Here is a 15,044-nt window from a genome sequence, read left to right as displayed (position 1 = left end):
GAGACTTTGCAATGTCCACCACGCGCGCCACCCTGCGCACCACCGGCGTCGCCGTCCGCGCGATGCTCGTCTTCACCCTCGTACTCGGCGTCGGCTACATGCTGCTGGTCACTGCCATCGGGCAACTTGCGTTCCCCTTCCAGGCCAACGGGTCACCCGTGCGCACTGACGACGGGACGATGGTGGGGTCCGCACTGATCGGTCAGTCGTTCACCGACGCGGATGGCGCCCCGTTGCCGCAGTACTTCCAGTCCCGTCCCTCCGCGGCCGGCGATGGGTACGACGGCGGCGCGTCCAGCGGCTCCAACCTGGGACCCAACAACGACGACCTGGTCGCCGCCGTCGCAGAACGTCAGGCAAGAATCAGTGAACTGGACGGATTAACGCTGCAGGAGATTCCGGCCGATGCCGTCACCGCGTCGGGGTCAGGCCTTGACCCTGACATCAGCCCCGAATACGCACTCCTGCAAGTTCCGCGCATCGCCAGCGAGCGAGGGCTTGACGAACAGGAGCTCAGGACCCTCATCGAAGAGCACGTGCAATCCCGCGACCTTGGTTACCTCGGCCAGCAGAGGGTGAACGTGCTCCAGCTGAACCTGGCGCTGGACGCACTCGGCGAAACGCGATGATTGCCACACGTGCATCGATAATGCGGGGATGATGGCGGCAGGGGACAGGGATTGCGATGAAGCGCGGGCAACTGAGAGTGCTGCTGGGCGCCGCGCCCGGAGTGGGTAAGACGTACGAGATGCTCGAGGAAGGACGCCGGCTCCAGGCGGATGGACGTGATGTCGTGATCGCCGTTGTCGAGACCCACGGGCGGGCTGCGACTGTCGCTCAAGCGGAAGGGCTACCCGTCATCCCGCGACGGCTCATCGAGCATCGGGGTGTCGAGTTGGACGAGATGGACGTCGACGCGGTCCTTCACCGGCGCCCGTCGCTCGCTCTGGTGGATGAACTCGCCCACACCAACACCCCCGGATCTCGGCATCCCAAACGATGGCAAGACGTGGACGAGCTGCTGGAGGCGGGGATCGATGTGATCACCACCGTCAACGTTCAGCACATCGAATCCCTCAACGACGTCGTAGGAAAGATCACTGGTGTCACGCAGCGTGAGACCGTCCCCGACGCCGTCGTCCGTCGTGCTGACCAGGTCGAGGTGGTGGACCTTGCCCCGCAGTCCCTCCGCGACCGGCTTTCGGCCGGCGTGGTGTATCCAGCAGAACGGATTGACGCGGCACTATCCAACTACTTCCGGCTTGGGAACCTCACCGCCCTGCGCGAGCTGGCGCTGCTCTGGTTAGCTGACGAGGTCGATTCCGCCCTCACGTCCTACCGCACCGAGCACGGCATCACCGGGTCTTGGCAGGCACGGGAACGGGTCGTGGTCGCCCTGACCGGCGGTCCGGAGGGAGAGACGCTGCTGCGCCGCGGCGCGCGCATCGCAGCCCGATCCTCGGGGGGAGAGCTGCTCGCGGTGCACGTGTCCAACCAAGACGGCCTGCGCGACACCGCCCCGGGCGCTTTAGCCGCACAACGTGCTCTGGTGGACTCTCTCGGCGGCAGCTATCACCAGGTCGTCGGCGACGACACCGCGCATGCCCTCGTCGACTTCGCGCGATCGGTGAACGCCTCACAGCTCGTCATCGGTGTCAGTCGCCGCGGGCGCCTGGCTGCCGCGATCAGCGGGCCCGGTATCGGCGCGACAGTCATCCGGGAATCCGGTGACATCGACGTACACATCGTCACCCACGCGGCCGCCGGCGGGCGGCTTCACCTGCCGCGCCTGACCGGCCCTGCCCTGAGCGTGAAGCGCCGCGTCCTCGGGTTCGCGGTGGCGCTGAGCGGGGGACCACTGTTGTCCTGGTTGTTGTTTGCGACCAACCGCGAAGACTCGATCACCACCGATGTCCTCGCCTATCAACTCCTGGTGGTTGTCGTGGCCCTTGTCGGCGGGATCTGGCCGGCAGTGTTCGCCGCCGTTCTATCCGGGCTCACCCTCGACTTCCTGTTCATCGATCCGATATACGCCGTCACGATCGCTGATCCCACCCACGCATTGGCGCTGGTGTTGTACGTGGTAATCGCGATACTGGTCAGCGTCGTCGTGGACCAAGCTGCCCGACGCGCCAGAGCTGCAACACGCGCTTCGGCAGAGTCCGAACTGCTGGCCACCGTCGCCGGCAGCGTCCTGCGCGGGCAAGGCGCCGTTCCCGCCCTTGTCACCCGGACGCGCGAAGCGTTCGGTCTTGCCGGCGTACGCCTGATCGCGGCCGGAGGAACCGTCCTCGCCTCCGACGGGGAACCTGTCCGCGACGGTCGCGCTGTCATCCTCCCCGTCGGTACGGACTCACCGCCACGGGCGACGCTCGAACTACACGGCGGCGACCTGGACGCCACCGAACGTCGGCTGCTGGATGTCATCCTCGCGCAACTGGCTGCCGCGCTCGAACACGGCGCCCTGGCTGAAACCACGCGGGTGGCGGACGCCCTCGCCGCGACAGACCAGGCCCGAAGCGCCCTGCTTTCAGCTGTCAGCCACGACCTACGCCGCCCGCTGGCCGCCGCCGTCGCCGCCGTCGGCGGGCTACGAGCCGCCGACGGTCGCCTCTCCGACCAGGACCGGCAGGAGCTGCTTGCCACCGCCGAAGAAAGCCTCACGACGCTGACGGGACTGGTCACCGACCTGCTCGATGTCAGTCGTGTCGAGGCCGGGGTCCTCGCGGTCGCCCTCCGCCCCGTGCACGCCGCGGGGGTCGTCCTGGCCGCCGTCGACGAACTGCGGCTCGGCCCGAACGACGTGGAGCTCGCCCTAGACCCGGACCTGCCGGAGATTAGCGCCGACCCCGTGCTGCTGCAACGGGTGTTAGTCAACGTTCTCGCCAACGCGCAGCGCCACACGCCCGCCGGATCACATGTCCGGATCGCGACGAGCCAGCTGGGCGGGACCGCGGAAATCCGCGTCATCGACCATGGGACCGGGATCGCTCCGGAGCGCCGCGCAGAAGTGTTTGCGCCATTCCAACGCCTCGGCGACACCGACAACACCACCGGGCTCGGTTTAGGGCTAGCACTATCGAAAGGATTCACCGAAAGCATGGGGGGGACCTTGGATCCCGAAGACACTCCAGGCGGCGGCCTGACCATGGTCATCGCGATACCGGTCACGGCACCTGTACGCGGCCACACGTCAACCAACAATCTGGGAGGTCCGGACCGATGAAAATCCTGATCGCGGATGACGACCCGCAACTGGTCCGGGCATTGCGGGTCACGCTCACCGCGCACGGCCACGACGTCTTCAGCGCCCAGGACGGGGCAGCGGCGGTCACCATCGCCGCGGATACCCACCCAGAGTTGGTCCTGCTGGATCTAGGAATGCCACGCCTGGACGGGGTCCGGGTGATCGAAGCGCTCCGCGGCTGGACTACCGCCCCCATCATCGTCGTATCCGGGCGCAACGGCGGGGCCGACAAAGTCGAAGCGCTCGACGCCGGCGCCGATGACTACATCACCAAACCCTTCCAGATCGACGAACTCCTCGCACGCATCCGCGCCCTCGCCCGGCGCGCCACCACCCACTCCACAAGCCCCCTCGTCACCTTCGGGGACATCCAGATCGACCTCTCCGCGAAGACGGTGACCCGGGCCGGCGCACTCGTGCACCTCACCCGTACGGAGTGGCGGATGCTCGAGTTCCTCGCGAAAAACCCCGGGTCGCTGGTAACCCGCCAAACGCTTCTGAAGGGAATCTGGGAAAGCGAGCAGGTGTCCGACTCGGGGTACCTGCGCCTGTATATGTCGCAGCTGCGGAGGAAGCTCGAAGCGGAGCCGTCACACCCGCGACATCTGCTCACCGAACAAGGAATGGGCTACCGGCTGATCACCGACTGACGCGGCCCTCACTCGATCAACGCGTCGCGCCGGCCGGGTGAGCGCGCGTCAGGTCTGAGGCGAAACGCTGCAGCGCGCGCGTGCACTCCGTACGCGGACGCGGCCGGTCACATCAACGACGGCGGGCGCTTCGTCGAGAAGGTTTCGAATCCTCGAAGACCCCACGGTCTCGGGCGTCGCCATCACCCATGGTACGGCGACGCTGGAGGAGACGGCGTACTTTCTGCACCTGACCGTCCCCACCGAGCGGACGATCGTGCTCGTCGGTGCCCAGCGGCCTCCGACGGCCCTCGGGTCGGATTCCCAGCAGAACCTGCTGGGCGCGATCCGGGTCGCGGCGGCCCCGCAATCGGTCGGACGCGGCGTGTTCGTCGCGATGGATAACGTGATCCTGGGCGCGCGCGAGGTGACAAAGAGCTCGAATCACAGCCTCCACACCTTTCAGCCGCGCGATCACGGCGCGCTGGGAGACATCGATCCGTACGGTCGTGTTTGGTACGACCGCAGGCTCGATCTGCGTCATACGACGAGCAGTCGCATCGACCCGCTCGATGTCCTGAGACATCACAGTGCCTCACGTCTCGAAAAATGTGGGCCAAAATGTGGGCAAAACCACTTTCGCCGCATACGCGGAGAGCCGCGATCCCTGGGAAACACTGGGATCGCGGCCCCTCGGAAGTGGACGCGACGGCGGGAGTCGAACCCGCAACGCCACCGGGTATGAACCAGGGCCCGGGTCCACCCGGATCGCCGCGATGGCCCCACGTTATCGACGCCCGCGCGGCCGCGGTGCGGATGCGACGGAACGTTTCCCTTTACGACGCAGCGTGACGGGGTGGGGCGGTCCTCAGCGCCCGCACGCACCCGCCGACCCCGTGTCTCAGCCGGAGCGGGGCGGAGGTGCGGCGTCCAGCGCCCGCAGCATGCGCCCGAGCGTCTCGCGCAGTTCGGAGCGGGCCGGCTCGGCGAGATCGGTGGTGTACTCGACTCCGGCGGGGATCCACGCCATGCCGTACATCGTCTCGCGGAAGTCCTGACCGCCGACCGGCCACCGCGTGCGATCGCCACCTTCCGCGGTGGCGCCCTGGCTCCACTGGCCGAAGGCCTCGCGCATCGCCTCGATCGGCAGATCCATCACAAGCTCCGTCTCGACGGCGGTGCGCACCCACGAGCGGGCGACCAGGATGAACTCCTCGATCTGCTCGGGGGTCAGCTCCCGCGTAGGGAACAGCACGCGCGTGTGGGCGATGTCGCTCACGCGGTCCACACGGAAAGTCCGCCAGTCCTCGCGCTCCACGTCCCAGCACAGCAGATACCAGTGCCGGTCTGCGGGGGCCAGCGTGTGCGGTTCCACCCGGCGGTGCGAGACCTCCCCGGATGCCGCGGTGTAGGTGAAGCGCACCCGTTCGTGATCGCGGCAGGCCAGCGCGAGCTCGCCCAGCACCTCCGTGGAGACGGCTTCGCCGGTGCGGATGCCGGCCGGCTGGACGGCATCCGCCAGGGCCGTGACACGTCTGCGCAGCGGGGCAGGCAGCACCTGCTCCAGCTTGGCCAGGGCGGTGAGTGTGGTTTCTGGCCCGCCGACCAGGCGCTGCGCGGCGGCCACCCGCAGCCCGATCGCCATGGCTACCGCCTCCTCGTCGTTCAGGAGCAGCGGCGGCACGGCGCTGCCCGCCTCGAGGCGGTAGCCGCCCGCGACGCCCGGTGTGGACTCGATGCGGTAGCCCAGTTCGCGGAGGCGCTCGACGTCGCGCCGGACCGTGCGCTCGGTGACGCCCATGCGCTGGGCGAGTTCTGCCCCGGGCCAGTGGCGGTGCGTCTGCAGCAGGTTCAGCAGGGTGAGCGCTCGGGCGGTCGTGTCGGACATGCGACAAGATTGCCCGATATCGCGGACCGGATGTGTCCTGGATCGGTCTTACCTTCGCTCCATGACGAAGGAACCGATCATCCAAGCCCAGGGCCTGACCAAGCGCTTCGCCGCGAAGAAGAAGACCGTCGACGCCGTGACCGACCTGACCTTCCGTGTCGATCGTGGTGAACTCGTCGCCTTTCTCGGGCCCAACGGCGCCGGCAAGTCCACGAGTCTGCGCATGCTCACCACCCTGATCCCGCCGACGTCGGGAACAGCACGCGTCGTGGGACACGACATCCTGCGCCGCCCCGCCGAGGTGCGCGCGCGCATCGGCTACGTGGGTCAGCTCACCAGCGGCAGCTTCTCGCAGCGAGTGCGCGACGAGCTGCTCAGCCAGGGGGCGTTCTACGGCATGACCCGCTCGGCGTCGGCCAGACGTGGCGAGGAGCTCATCCACTCCCTCGACCTGGGAAGCTTCGCCACCCGCTCCGTGCAGCAGCTCAGCGGCGGTCAGAAGCGACGCCTGGACATCGCCCTCGGACTCATGCACGCGCCACCCCTGCTGTTCCTCGACGAACCCTCCACCGGGCTCGATCCGCAGAGTCGGGCGAACCTCTGGCAGCACATCCTGGACCTGCGCGCCCAGCACGGCACGACGGTGTTCCTCACGACGCACTACCTCGAGGAGGCGGACCGCTACGCGGAGCGGGTGATGGTGATGGACAGGGGACGCGTCATCGCCGACGACACGGCGACCGCCCTGAAGGCGAACCTGGCCGGGGACCTGCTGACCTTCGGCTTCGGCTCCCCGGCGGAGGCGGACCGTGCCGCCGGGATCGTGCAGGGACTGACCGAGCGCGATGTTCGCCGAGACGGCGAGGCAACCATCGTGCTCACCGCCCCCGCCGGCGACAGGCTCCTTCCTTCCGCCGTGCGGGCGCTGGATGCCGCGGGCATCGGCGTCATCAGCGCGACGGGTGTCCCACCGACCCTCGACGACGTGTTCCTCGCCCTCACCGGCAGGACGCTGCGCGAGGCGGGGGAGGGCGAGCCGACGGACGAGGACGCCGATGCGGTGGAGCACGCAGACCAGGAGGCGTCGCACAGCGCGAGCGCCGTCTCATCCGTTTCGACAGGAGCACAGCGATGACCATCCGGATCCCGCAGGACCACCCCCGCACCGACACCGCCGTCCGGGCGAACGTCGCGCGGGATACCTGGCACGTCCTGACCCGGGAACTGAAGCCGGTCGCCCGGGATCCGTTCACGCTCATCTTCAGCCTCGTGCAGCCGCTCGTGTTCCTCGGCTTGTTCGCGCCGCTGCTGGTCGGCTCGTCCGGCGAGCCGGTCGGCGCCACCCTGCAGTGGTTCGTCCCGGGCGTGCTCGTGATGATCGTGCTGTTCGGCACCGGCGCGACCGGATCGAACCTGCAGTACGAGATGATGACCGGCTCGCACGAGCGCACGCTGGTGGCGCCCTTGGCGCGGGCGTCCCTGCTCGTGGGTCGCGCGCTCAAGGAGATCGCGCCCATCGTGATCCAGTCGCTGATCATCGTCTTGATCGCCTGGCCCTTCGGGTTCGCGATCAATGTGCCCGGCATGCTCATCGGGCTCGCGCTGCTGGCCGTGTTCGGAGTCGGTCTCGGCGCGCTTTCGTACACCCTCGCGTTGAAGACCAAGGACCGCGAGTGGCTGTTCTGGGGCGTGCAGCAGACTCTGATCTTCCCGCTGCTGATCCTGTCCGGAATGCTGCTCCCGCTCGAGGACGCGCCGCCCTGGATGCGCGCGGTCGCCACGGTGAATCCGGTGAACTGGGTGGTCCAGGCCGAGCGGGCACTGTTCGCCGGCGACCTCGGGGACATCACCGTCCTGTGGGGCTGGGTCGCCGCGGTCGCGCTCGCGGCGCTCGGCCTGTGGGCCGGGATCCGAGCGATCCGCAGGAGCAGCTAGCCGCCGCATCGCGCGCAGCTACCGGGTCGGCGGCGACGCGCCGACCCGCTAGCGTAAAACCATGACGATCACGGGGCGACGCAGCATCCTCGCCGTCGTCACGTTCGTCCTGCTGGTGGCGCTCGGTGCCGGGATCGGGATCCTCGTGACGGACGTGGTCGGCGTTCCCGGGGACCTTCCGGTGACCGTCGTCGAGCGCGACCCCGCGATGGCCTGGATCGCGCGCGGCCTGCTCCTGCTCTCGGCGCTGTGGATCGTCATCGGGGCGGTCGCCTCGCGGACCTCGCTCGTCCGCCGCCCCGGAGCCGCCGCGGCGCGGGCGTCGTGGCTGGGTGCCACCCGTCCCTGGCGTGCCCGCGAGTCCACCCTGGGGATGCTGCCGCTGGACCGCTGGCTCCTGCTGATCGTCCCCGCGGCGCTGCTGATCGCCACCCGCGCCGTGCAGTCGTCGTTCCGCTGGGGGACGCATCTGACGCTGGTGCTGGCCGCATGGATCGGGTTCGTCGTCGTCCTTCGCCTGGTCATCGGCCGCCGCTCGCCGTGGCCGGTGATCGCGGCGGTCGGCGGGGTGGTCGTGCTCCGCTGCATCGTGACGCTCGTGGCCCTGTCCGTGGACGGGCCGGGTGGACACTGGGTGGCGTACTGGACCGATTCGCCGCGGAGCACCGTCTACATCGCCATCGCGTTCGCACTGTTCGTCTGGTCGTTCATCGCCGCCGGGTGGGCCCTGGCCGGTCAGATCGGGCGCCGCCGGGCGACCGGGACCATTCTCGCCGGCATCGGCGCGGCCGTGTTCCTCGCGGCCGTCGTCGTGGCGAGCACCGGTGCGCAGGCGATGCTCACCGCGTGGAACGACGAGCTGCGGCTGCTGCCTTCGGGCGTGGCGCGCATCCTGGGCATCACCGTCTACTCCGAGATCCCGGCCGCCGCCGTGTGGTGGGCGGTCGGTGCGGGGCTGCTCGTGACGGTCGTGGGTGTGGTCCTGGCGCTGCCCTACCGCCGCCGCGACCGGGACGCACCCGCGTCGCCGGAGGCGTCCGTGGGTCTGACCAACTAGCCGCGCGAGCTCAGCGTCTGGTCGAAGGCTCCGCTCCGGGTGGAGACGATGTCCTTGCCCAGCGGCATGAGCGAGATCGGCACCATCTTGAAATCGGCGATGCCGAGGGGGATGCCGATGATCGTGATGCACAGTGCGATGCCCGACACGATGTGCGCGAGCGCGAGCCACCAGCCCGCGAAGATCACCCAGATCACATTCCCGAGGAACGATCCGACGCCGGCGCTCGGTTTGGCCACGATCGTGCGGCCGAACGGCCACACGGCGTAGTTGGCGGTGCGGAACGAGGCGATCGCCCAGGGGATCGTGATGATCGGGATGCACAGGAGCACGCCGGCCAGGACGTAGCCGAGGAACAGCCAGAAGCCCGCCAGGATCAGCCAGATGATGTTCAGAAGCGTGCGCACTCATCCATCCTGTCAGCGTCGCCCGTTGCGCGAACCTGCGCGCGACGAAGGACCGCCACGCCGCCGCCGACGAGCAGGAGCACGCCCAGCACCAGCAGCGAAACGCCGACCACAGTCCCGGGGGTGACGCTCGTCGGCGACAGCGCCAGAATCCAGTCGCGGATGGCGCCGCGCCGCATCGGGTCGGTGAGGGTCCACAGCATCACGATCGCGATCGCGGCGAAAAACGCGCCCCACACGATGCCCGCCCACCGGATGCGCGGGCGCGCGAGCGGTGTGGCTTCGGCAGGCGGCGCCGGCTCGGGGAGGAAGGCGGGGTCGGCGTAAGGGCTCGGGGGAGTCAGGTCGCTGGTCATGGCAGGTCCGTTCAGTGCTCGTTGATGGTCACGTAGACGGTGCCGCCGCGCTGATCCAGCACGACCGATTGCGGTGTGCCGGACTCGGCGTTCTCGCGGGTGTCGATGCGCTCGCGGACGGAGCGTTCCCCCGCGGCATCCGATTTCCCCCGCCAGGTGCCCTGATCGAGGTACTCGCCCGTGTCCGCGTCCACACGAGCCCACTCGACGTCGGCTGCGCCGGTGACGCGAAGGTCCAGGAGCACGTCCTGTCCGACCCAGATGTCGGTGCTGCCGCCGCGCTTGTCGACCACGATCGGGGCGGGAGCCTCACCGGTCGGCGCGATGTCGATGTTCAGGTGACCCCACATCTGCGTGAAGCGGGTGATGTCGGTGTCGATGTTGTTGACGTAGGCGCCTCCGAACAGGATCCCGCGCGTGAGGTTGCCCGCGCCGGTGATGGTCCCGGCGATCAGCACAGCGACCGCGACGAAGGCGAGGAAGCCGCTGCGGCGGCGTATCGCTCCCGCGACGATCATCGCGACGCCGACCACGAGGGCCGCTGCCAGCAGTCCGCACGCGACCGAGGTCCCGGTCTCGCCGGGCTCGAGCGATGCATGCCAGAGCGCGGTGACGGCTCCCGCGACCAGAGCGGCACCGATGACGAGCACGACGAAGCCGAAGCTCGTCCGGGGGTTGCTCGCGCGGCGGATCCGGCGGCGTTCGGCCGCCTCGGCAGCGAACGCGGCGCCGGCCGCGGCGCGCTCGACGCGGGCCTGATCGCGTGCTGCGCGTTCGGCATCGTGCTGCTGTCGGCGCCACGCGTCGTCCTGCGCCCTCCACGCCTCATGCTGGGTGCGCCAGGCGGCGAGCTCGTCCCCGGTCGCGTCGGCGGACGGCGGCAGGGGAGCTGTTCCGGCCGGAGCAGGCGGCGCGAAGCCGACCACTCCGGCCGGGTCCGCCGCCGGCTCGAGAGGACCCGAATCCTCCATCGGCGCGGCGGGGGAGCCGGGGGTCGGCGGAGCCGCAGAAGCCATTCTCGGATCCGCCGCAGATGACACCCCGGACATCGGGGCACGGCGCGATGACGCGCGTGCGATGAGGAAGACGACGCCGCCCAGCAGCGCGATGAAGACGAGCGTGGACAGGACGCCCCACGGCGTCAGGTCGAACCAGGCGCCGGGCAGCACGAAGCCGAACGGGAGTGCTGCGGCGAAGAACCACGGCACCACCGGAAAGAGCCCGACCAGGAGCATCGGGCCGATCCCGACCATCGCCGGGTCGAAACGCCGCTGCAGCAGTTCACGCAGGTGGATACGGCCGAGGACATCGGGCAGGAGCGCCCACGCGGCAGCGTAGACGAGGAAGACCGGCAGCCCGAACAGGGCGGCGATGACGAATATGCCGCGCACGATGACCGGGTCGATGCCCAGTCGCGCCGCGATCCCGGCGCAGACGCCGCCGATCCAGCCGTCGGCACGGGCGAGGCCGAGTCCGCTCACCCAAGAGAAGAAACGGTCCCCTGCGCCCGAACGTCCGCCCGGAGCAGGCGGCGGGGGTCCGGGGTCGGCGAGGGGCGCGGCATCCGGCGCAGCGGAAGAATCGGTCATGCATCGATCCTCGGATGCCGCGCCCCACGGCCGCCATGGGGTGATCCCCTGAGCGGACCCTGATCTTCGCGTCCGGGGAGGAGGACGCGCGCCCGGGGATGATTGGATGGCGGCATGTCCTCGGTGCGCGCGACCGCCACGCGCCCGGCGCTGCGCCGGCCGCGAGAGTGCGCCGTGTCCGGTACGTCCGCCGGTCTTGCGGCGCACCTCGGCTGGTCCGCGCCGGCTGTCCGCGCGATCTTCGTGCTCCTCACGCTGCTGTGGGGAGCGGGAGCCCTGCTGTACGCGTGGATCTGGGTGCTCACTCCGTGGGACGAGGGGGATGCCGCGCCGTCGCGGAGCGTTCCGGTCGCGTGGATCCTCACCGCCCTTTCCGGGCTGGGGCTGATCGGCACCCTCGCCGTCCTGGCCGGTCACCTCTCCGGCGGCGTTTCGATGTCGTCGGCGCGGGGCTGGTTCGCATGGGTCGCCGTCACTGCGGTGCTCGCCGTCGCCGGGGGACTCTGGGCGACCTTCGCCGATCGCGCGGACCCCGCGCGCGGTCCCCGTCATGAGCTGGCGGTGCGGGTTGTGGTGACGGGGATCCTGGTCGCCCTCGTCATGATGCAGGCATCGATCATGCAGCAGACCGGCCTGGCATCGTTCCTGCTCGCCGTCGCGATCCTCGCGGGCGTGGCGATCGTCTACTCCTCGACGCTCATCGCGAAGTGGCGGGAGCTGTCCGGTGAGCGGGTTCGACGCATCCGCGAGGAGCAGCGCGCCGAGATGGCCGCTCACCTGCACGACTCGGTGCTGCAGACCCTCGCGCTGATCCAGAACCGTTCCGGGGCTTCGAGCGAGGTCGCCCGGCTCGCCCGCGCCCAGGAGCGCGAGCTGCGGTCGTGGCTGTACGACGGCGACAGCCCGGCCGACAGCGACCTGCCCACCGATCTGCGCGACTACGCGGCCGCGCTCGAACTGGACTATCCCGTGCGCATCGAGGTCGTCTCGGCCGGCCTGTCCACGGAGCGGGCCAGCGGCGACGTCGCCGCTGCGGCCCGTGAGGCGATGCTGAACGCGGCGCGCCACGCCGGCGGCGAGGTCTCGGTCTACATCGAGGGCTCCGCGTCAGGCGTGGACGTGTACGTGCGCGATCGCGGGCCGGGCTTCTCGCTCGCCGCGGTGCCCGGCGACCGGCTCGGCGTGCGCGAGTCCATCATCGGCCGGCTCCGCCGCACCGGCGGCTCGGCGACCGTGAAGCCGGGCGCGGGCGGCGTGGGCACCGAGGTGCATCTGCATTCCGTCCATGAGGAGGCCCGACGTGGGTGAACCGCTGCGCGTCGTGATCGTCGACGACCATTCCATCTTCCGCTCCGGCCTGCGCGCCGACCTCGACCCGTCCGTCGAAGTGGTCGGCGAGGCGGCGGACGTCGCGACCGCGGTGCAGGCGATCGCGGAGCTGCAGCCCGACGTCGTGCTGCTCGACGTGCACCTTCCCGGTGCGGCCGACGCCGGCATCCCCGATGCCAGCGGCGGCGAGGCGGTGCTGCGCCGTGCGGCGCCGCTCGCGCCGCAGACGCGCTTCATCGCGCTCAGCGTCTCGGATGCCGCCGAAGACGTCGTACGCGTGATCCGCGCCGGGGCCCGCGGCTACATCACGAAGGGCTCTTCGGGCATCGAGGTGAGTCGGGCGGTGCACGCCGTCGCGGGTGGCGACGCGGTCTTCTCCCCGCGCCTGGCCGGCTTCGTGCTGGATGCCTTCGGCGCCGTCGCCGGCGAGACGGCCGCCCCCGACGACGAGCTGGATCGGCTCTCCTCGCGCGAACAGGAGGTCATGCGCCTGATCGCCCGCGGCTACGCCTACAAAGAGGTCGCTTCCGAGCTGTTCATCTCCACCAAGACCGTCGAGACGCACGTTTCGGCCGTGCTGCGCAAGCTGCAGCTGTCCTCGCGGTACGAGCTGACGGCGTGGGCGTCGGAGCGTCGGCTGCTGTAGCGCTCGCGGTCTCGGAGCCTCCGGTGCGGCAAGCCGGAGCGGTCGCGCGCCGAGGCTCCGCGACCGCTCCGGGACCGGGGGATCTCGGCCGGTGTCGCCTCGGCGAACTAGACTTGGTGGGACATGACCGACGCCACCTCCACCGCGCCCGGCGCGGCATCCGCTCCCATGATCATCGTCGGCGGCGAACGCGGCCCGCAGGCGGGCGCTGCTCAGGCCGGTGCCCGTCCCGACGAGGACCTGCTGGTCGGTTTGAACGCGCCGCAGCGCGAAGCGGTCATCTACCGCGGTCCCGCTCTGCTGATCATCGCCGGTGCCGGCTCGGGCAAGACCAGTGTGCTCACGCGCCGGGTCGCGAGCCTGCTGCGCACCAAAGAGGCATGGCCGAGCCAGATCCTCGCGATCACCTTCACGAACAAAGCCGCGGGCGAGATGCGGGAGCGCGTGGCTCAGCTGGTCGGCGACCGCGCCCAGGGGATGTGGATCTCCACGTTCCACTCCGCCTGCGTGCGGATCCTTCGTCGTGAAGCCGAACAGTTCGGGTTCACCAAATCGTTCACCATCTACGACTCCGGCGATTCGCGGGCTCTGATCAAACGGCTCGTCAAGGAACACGAAGCGGATGCTTTCGGACTGACCCCCGCCGGCACGCAGAGTCGCATCTCCAAGCTCAAGAACGAGCTGTCGGATGCCGAGTCCTACGCGCGCTCGGCGAACATGAGCGATCCGGCCGAACGCAAGTTCGTCGACGTCTTCTCCGACTATCAGCGCGCGCTGCAGCGTGCCAACGCGTTCGACTTCGACGATCTGATCGGCCAGACGGTGTATCTGTTCCGGGCCTTCCCGCACGTCGCGGACACCTACCGGCGCCGCTTCCGGCACATCCTCGTCGACGAGTACCAGGACACCAACCACGCGCAGTACGCGCTGATCCACGAGCTGACCCGCCCGATCGGCTCCGACGCGCCGCCCGTCGCCGCCGCCGGCGGCATGATGATCTTCGAACCGGACCCGGCGCAGGACCCCGACCGGGCACCGGCATCCCTCACCGTCGTGGGCGACTCCGACCAGTCCATCTACGCGTTCCGCGGCGCGGACATCCGCAACATCAGCGAATTCGAGCGCGACTACCCGGGTGCCAAGGTCGTGCTGCTCGAGCAGAACTACCGGTCCACGCAGAACATTCTGACCGCTGCGAACGCGGTCATCGGCAACAACTTCGACCGCAAGGACAAGAAGCTGTGGACCGACGTCGGAGCCGGCGAGAAGATCGTCGGCTTCACCGGCTACTCGCAGCACGACGAGGCGCAGTTCGTCGCCGACGAGATCGAGGCACTCCGCCGCGGCGGCATCGACTACTCGCAGATCGCCGTGTTCTACCGGACGAACTCGCAGAGCCGGGCGCTGGAGGAGATCTTCATCCGCTCCGCCGTGCCGTACAAGATCATGGGCGGCACCAAGTTCTACGAGCGCGCCGAGATCAAGGACGCGCTGGCCTATCTGGTCGCGGTCTCCAATCCGGCTGACGAGATGGCGCTGCGTCGCATCATCAACCGCCCACGGCGGGGGATCGGCGATGTGACGGTGGAGGCGATCTCGCGGTACGCCGCGAACGAGCAGATCACCTTCCGCGATGCCCTGGCGAACTCGTCCGCACTGGGCGTCGGTCCCAAGATCCAGGCCGCGATCGCACACCTGGACGCCGTGTTGGCCGAGGCGACGGCCCTGATGCTCCCCGCATCCGGTGAGCTCGCGCCACCCACGGCGGTCGCCGATGGACTGCAGCTGCTGCTGGCCAAGACCGGATACACCGACGCCCTGCGCGCGAGCCGGGACCCGCAGGACGAGGCGCGGGTCGAGAACCTCGACGAGCTGGTGGCCGTGGGGGGGGGGGGGGGGGGGGCCCCCCCCCCCCCGCGGGGGGGCGGGCGCGCCCGGGGGGGGGGGCGCGGGCGGCGCCG

At 69.7% G+C, this 15,044-nt stretch carries 14 protein-coding genes and 1 tRNA gene; 10 read left to right on the top strand and 5 right to left on the bottom strand.

All coding sequences use genetic code 11. From position 1 onward, the window contains the following. Positions 1-11 precede the first annotated feature (11 nt). From kdpC to NQ152_RS17365, 4 genes are all read left to right on the top strand, one after another. Positions 12-629, top strand: coding sequence for a potassium-transporting ATPase subunit KdpC (kdpC, locus tag NQ152_RS11425; protein WP_257524056.1), 618 nt, complete (start codon positions 12-14; stop codon positions 627-629). 56 nt (positions 630-685) lie between these two features. After that, positions 686-3,226 carry an ATP-binding protein gene (locus tag NQ152_RS11420; RefSeq protein ID WP_257524055.1) on the top strand — a complete coding sequence of 847 codons (2,541 nt, stop codon included), beginning with the start codon at positions 686-688 and terminating at the stop codon, positions 3,224-3,226. Beyond that, positions 3,223-3,897 carry a response regulator gene (locus NQ152_RS11415; protein ID WP_257524054.1) on the top strand — a complete coding sequence of 225 codons (675 nt, stop codon included), beginning with the start codon at positions 3,223-3,225 and terminating at the stop codon, positions 3,895-3,897. Before NQ152_RS11420 ends, NQ152_RS11415 begins: the two co-directional genes overlap by 4 nt. A 67-nt stretch (positions 3,898-3,964) precedes the next feature. Continuing rightward, complete coding sequence (locus tag NQ152_RS17365; protein ID WP_374113590.1) at positions 3,965-4,621, top strand: asparaginase domain-containing protein; 657 nt, start codon at positions 3,965-3,967, stop codon at positions 4,619-4,621. On the opposite strand, the gene NQ152_RS11405 is transcribed toward NQ152_RS17365, so the two are convergent. Together NQ152_RS11405 and NQ152_RS11400 are read right to left on the bottom strand one after the other, a co-directional pair. Then, positions 4,577-4,652, bottom strand: a tRNA-Met gene (locus NQ152_RS11405). The two genes, NQ152_RS17365 and NQ152_RS11405, sit on opposite strands and share 45 nt — an antisense overlap. 125 nt (positions 4,653-4,777) lie before the next feature. Next, positions 4,778-5,764 carry a YafY family protein gene (locus tag NQ152_RS11400; RefSeq protein ID WP_257524052.1) on the bottom strand — a complete coding sequence of 329 codons (987 nt, stop codon included), beginning with the start codon at positions 5,762-5,764 and terminating at the stop codon, positions 4,778-4,780. A gap of 61 nt (positions 5,765-5,825) precedes the next feature. On the opposite strand from NQ152_RS11400, the gene NQ152_RS11395 reads away from it, so the two are divergent. The 3 genes from NQ152_RS11395 to NQ152_RS11385 all read left to right on the top strand — a co-directional run bounded on the left by NQ152_RS11395 (position 5,826) and on the right by NQ152_RS11385 (position 8,756). Beyond that, positions 5,826-6,899 (top strand): ATP-binding cassette domain-containing protein, encoded by a 1,074-nt coding sequence (locus NQ152_RS11395; protein WP_257524051.1) that lies wholly within the window; start codon positions 5,826-5,828, stop codon positions 6,897-6,899. Then, positions 6,896-7,699: an ABC transporter permease gene (locus NQ152_RS11390; protein WP_257524050.1), complete on the top strand. Its 804-nt coding sequence runs from the start codon at positions 6,896-6,898 to the stop codon at positions 7,697-7,699. The genes NQ152_RS11395 and NQ152_RS11390 overlap by 4 nt, the downstream gene beginning before the upstream one ends. 61 nt (positions 7,700-7,760) lie before the next feature. Then, positions 7,761-8,756, top strand: coding sequence for a hypothetical protein (locus NQ152_RS11385; protein ID WP_257524049.1), 996 nt, complete (start codon positions 7,761-7,763; stop codon positions 8,754-8,756). On the opposite strand, the gene NQ152_RS11380 is transcribed toward NQ152_RS11385, so the two are convergent. Genes NQ152_RS11380 through NQ152_RS11370 form a run of 3 tightly spaced genes read right to left on the bottom strand, consistent with a single transcriptional unit; the run spans position 8,753 to position 11,108 of the window. Next, on the bottom strand, positions 8,753-9,163 hold the full coding sequence (locus tag NQ152_RS11380) for a YccF domain-containing protein (RefSeq protein ID WP_257524048.1): 411 nt from the start codon (positions 9,161-9,163) through the stop codon (positions 8,753-8,755). The two genes, NQ152_RS11385 and NQ152_RS11380, sit on opposite strands and share 4 nt — an antisense overlap. Beyond that, a complete protein-coding gene (locus tag NQ152_RS11375) occupies positions 9,148-9,519 on the bottom strand; it encodes a hypothetical protein (protein WP_257524047.1) in 372 nt (123 codons plus the stop codon). Before NQ152_RS11375 ends, NQ152_RS11380 begins: the two co-directional genes overlap by 16 nt. An 11-nt stretch (positions 9,520-9,530) precedes the next feature. Beyond that, positions 9,531-11,108 carry a PspC domain-containing protein gene (locus NQ152_RS11370; RefSeq protein ID WP_257524046.1) on the bottom strand — a complete coding sequence of 526 codons (1,578 nt, stop codon included), beginning with the start codon at positions 11,106-11,108 and terminating at the stop codon, positions 9,531-9,533. A 114-nt stretch (positions 11,109-11,222) separates the two neighbouring features. On the opposite strand from NQ152_RS11370, the gene NQ152_RS11365 reads away from it, so the two are divergent. The 3 genes from NQ152_RS11365 to NQ152_RS11355 all read left to right on the top strand — a co-directional run. Continuing rightward, on the top strand, positions 11,223-12,416 hold the full coding sequence (locus NQ152_RS11365; RefSeq protein ID WP_257524045.1) for an ATP-binding protein: 1,194 nt from the start codon (positions 11,223-11,225) through the stop codon (positions 12,414-12,416). Then, the gene (locus NQ152_RS11360; RefSeq protein ID WP_257524044.1) at positions 12,409-13,083 is read left to right on the top strand and encodes a response regulator transcription factor; all 675 of its coding nucleotides are present in this window, start codon (positions 12,409-12,411) and stop codon (positions 13,081-13,083) included. The genes NQ152_RS11365 and NQ152_RS11360 overlap by 8 nt, the downstream gene beginning before the upstream one ends. A 168-nt stretch (positions 13,084-13,251) precedes the next feature. Further along, the coding region (locus NQ152_RS11355; RefSeq protein ID WP_257524100.1) for an ATP-dependent helicase at positions 13,252-15,044 on the top strand (1,793 nt) is incomplete at its 3' end.

It is taken from the genome of Microbacterium sp. zg.B48 (assembly GCF_024623505.1).
In the GTDB taxonomy this organism is placed as follows: Bacteria; Actinomycetota; Actinomycetes; order Actinomycetales; family Microbacteriaceae; genus Microbacterium.
Note: the sequence above shows the minus strand (reverse complement) of the source record. Positions and strands in the feature narration are given on the sequence as shown.

Bases quoted from the DNA above. Each gene is read 5' to 3' on its own strand.
- kdpC (WP_257524056.1), top strand. From the start codon at position 12: ATGTCCACCACGCGCGCCACCCTGCGCACCACCGGCGTCGCCGTCCGC.
- NQ152_RS11420 (WP_257524055.1), top strand. From the start codon at position 686: ATGAAGCGCGGGCAACTGAGAGTGCTGCTGGGCGCCGCGCCCGGAGTG.
- NQ152_RS11415 (WP_257524054.1), top strand. From the start codon at position 3,223: ATGAAAATCCTGATCGCGGATGACGACCCGCAACTGGTCCGGGCATTG.
- NQ152_RS11400 (WP_257524052.1), bottom strand. From the start codon at position 5,764: ATGTCCGACACGACCGCCCGAGCGCTCACCCTGCTGAACCTGCTGCAG.
- NQ152_RS11395 (WP_257524051.1), top strand. From the start codon at position 5,826: ATGACGAAGGAACCGATCATCCAAGCCCAGGGCCTGACCAAGCGCTTC.
- NQ152_RS11390 (WP_257524050.1), top strand. From the start codon at position 6,896: ATGACCATCCGGATCCCGCAGGACCACCCCCGCACCGACACCGCCGTC.
- NQ152_RS11385 (WP_257524049.1), top strand. From the start codon at position 7,761: ATGACGATCACGGGGCGACGCAGCATCCTCGCCGTCGTCACGTTCGTC.
- NQ152_RS11375 (WP_257524047.1), bottom strand. From the start codon at position 9,519: ATGACCAGCGACCTGACTCCCCCGAGCCCTTACGCCGACCCCGCCTTC.
- NQ152_RS11370 (WP_257524046.1), bottom strand. From the start codon at position 11,108: ATGACCGATTCTTCCGCTGCGCCGGATGCCGCGCCCCTCGCCGACCCC.
- NQ152_RS11365 (WP_257524045.1), top strand. From the start codon at position 11,223: ATGTCCTCGGTGCGCGCGACCGCCACGCGCCCGGCGCTGCGCCGGCCG.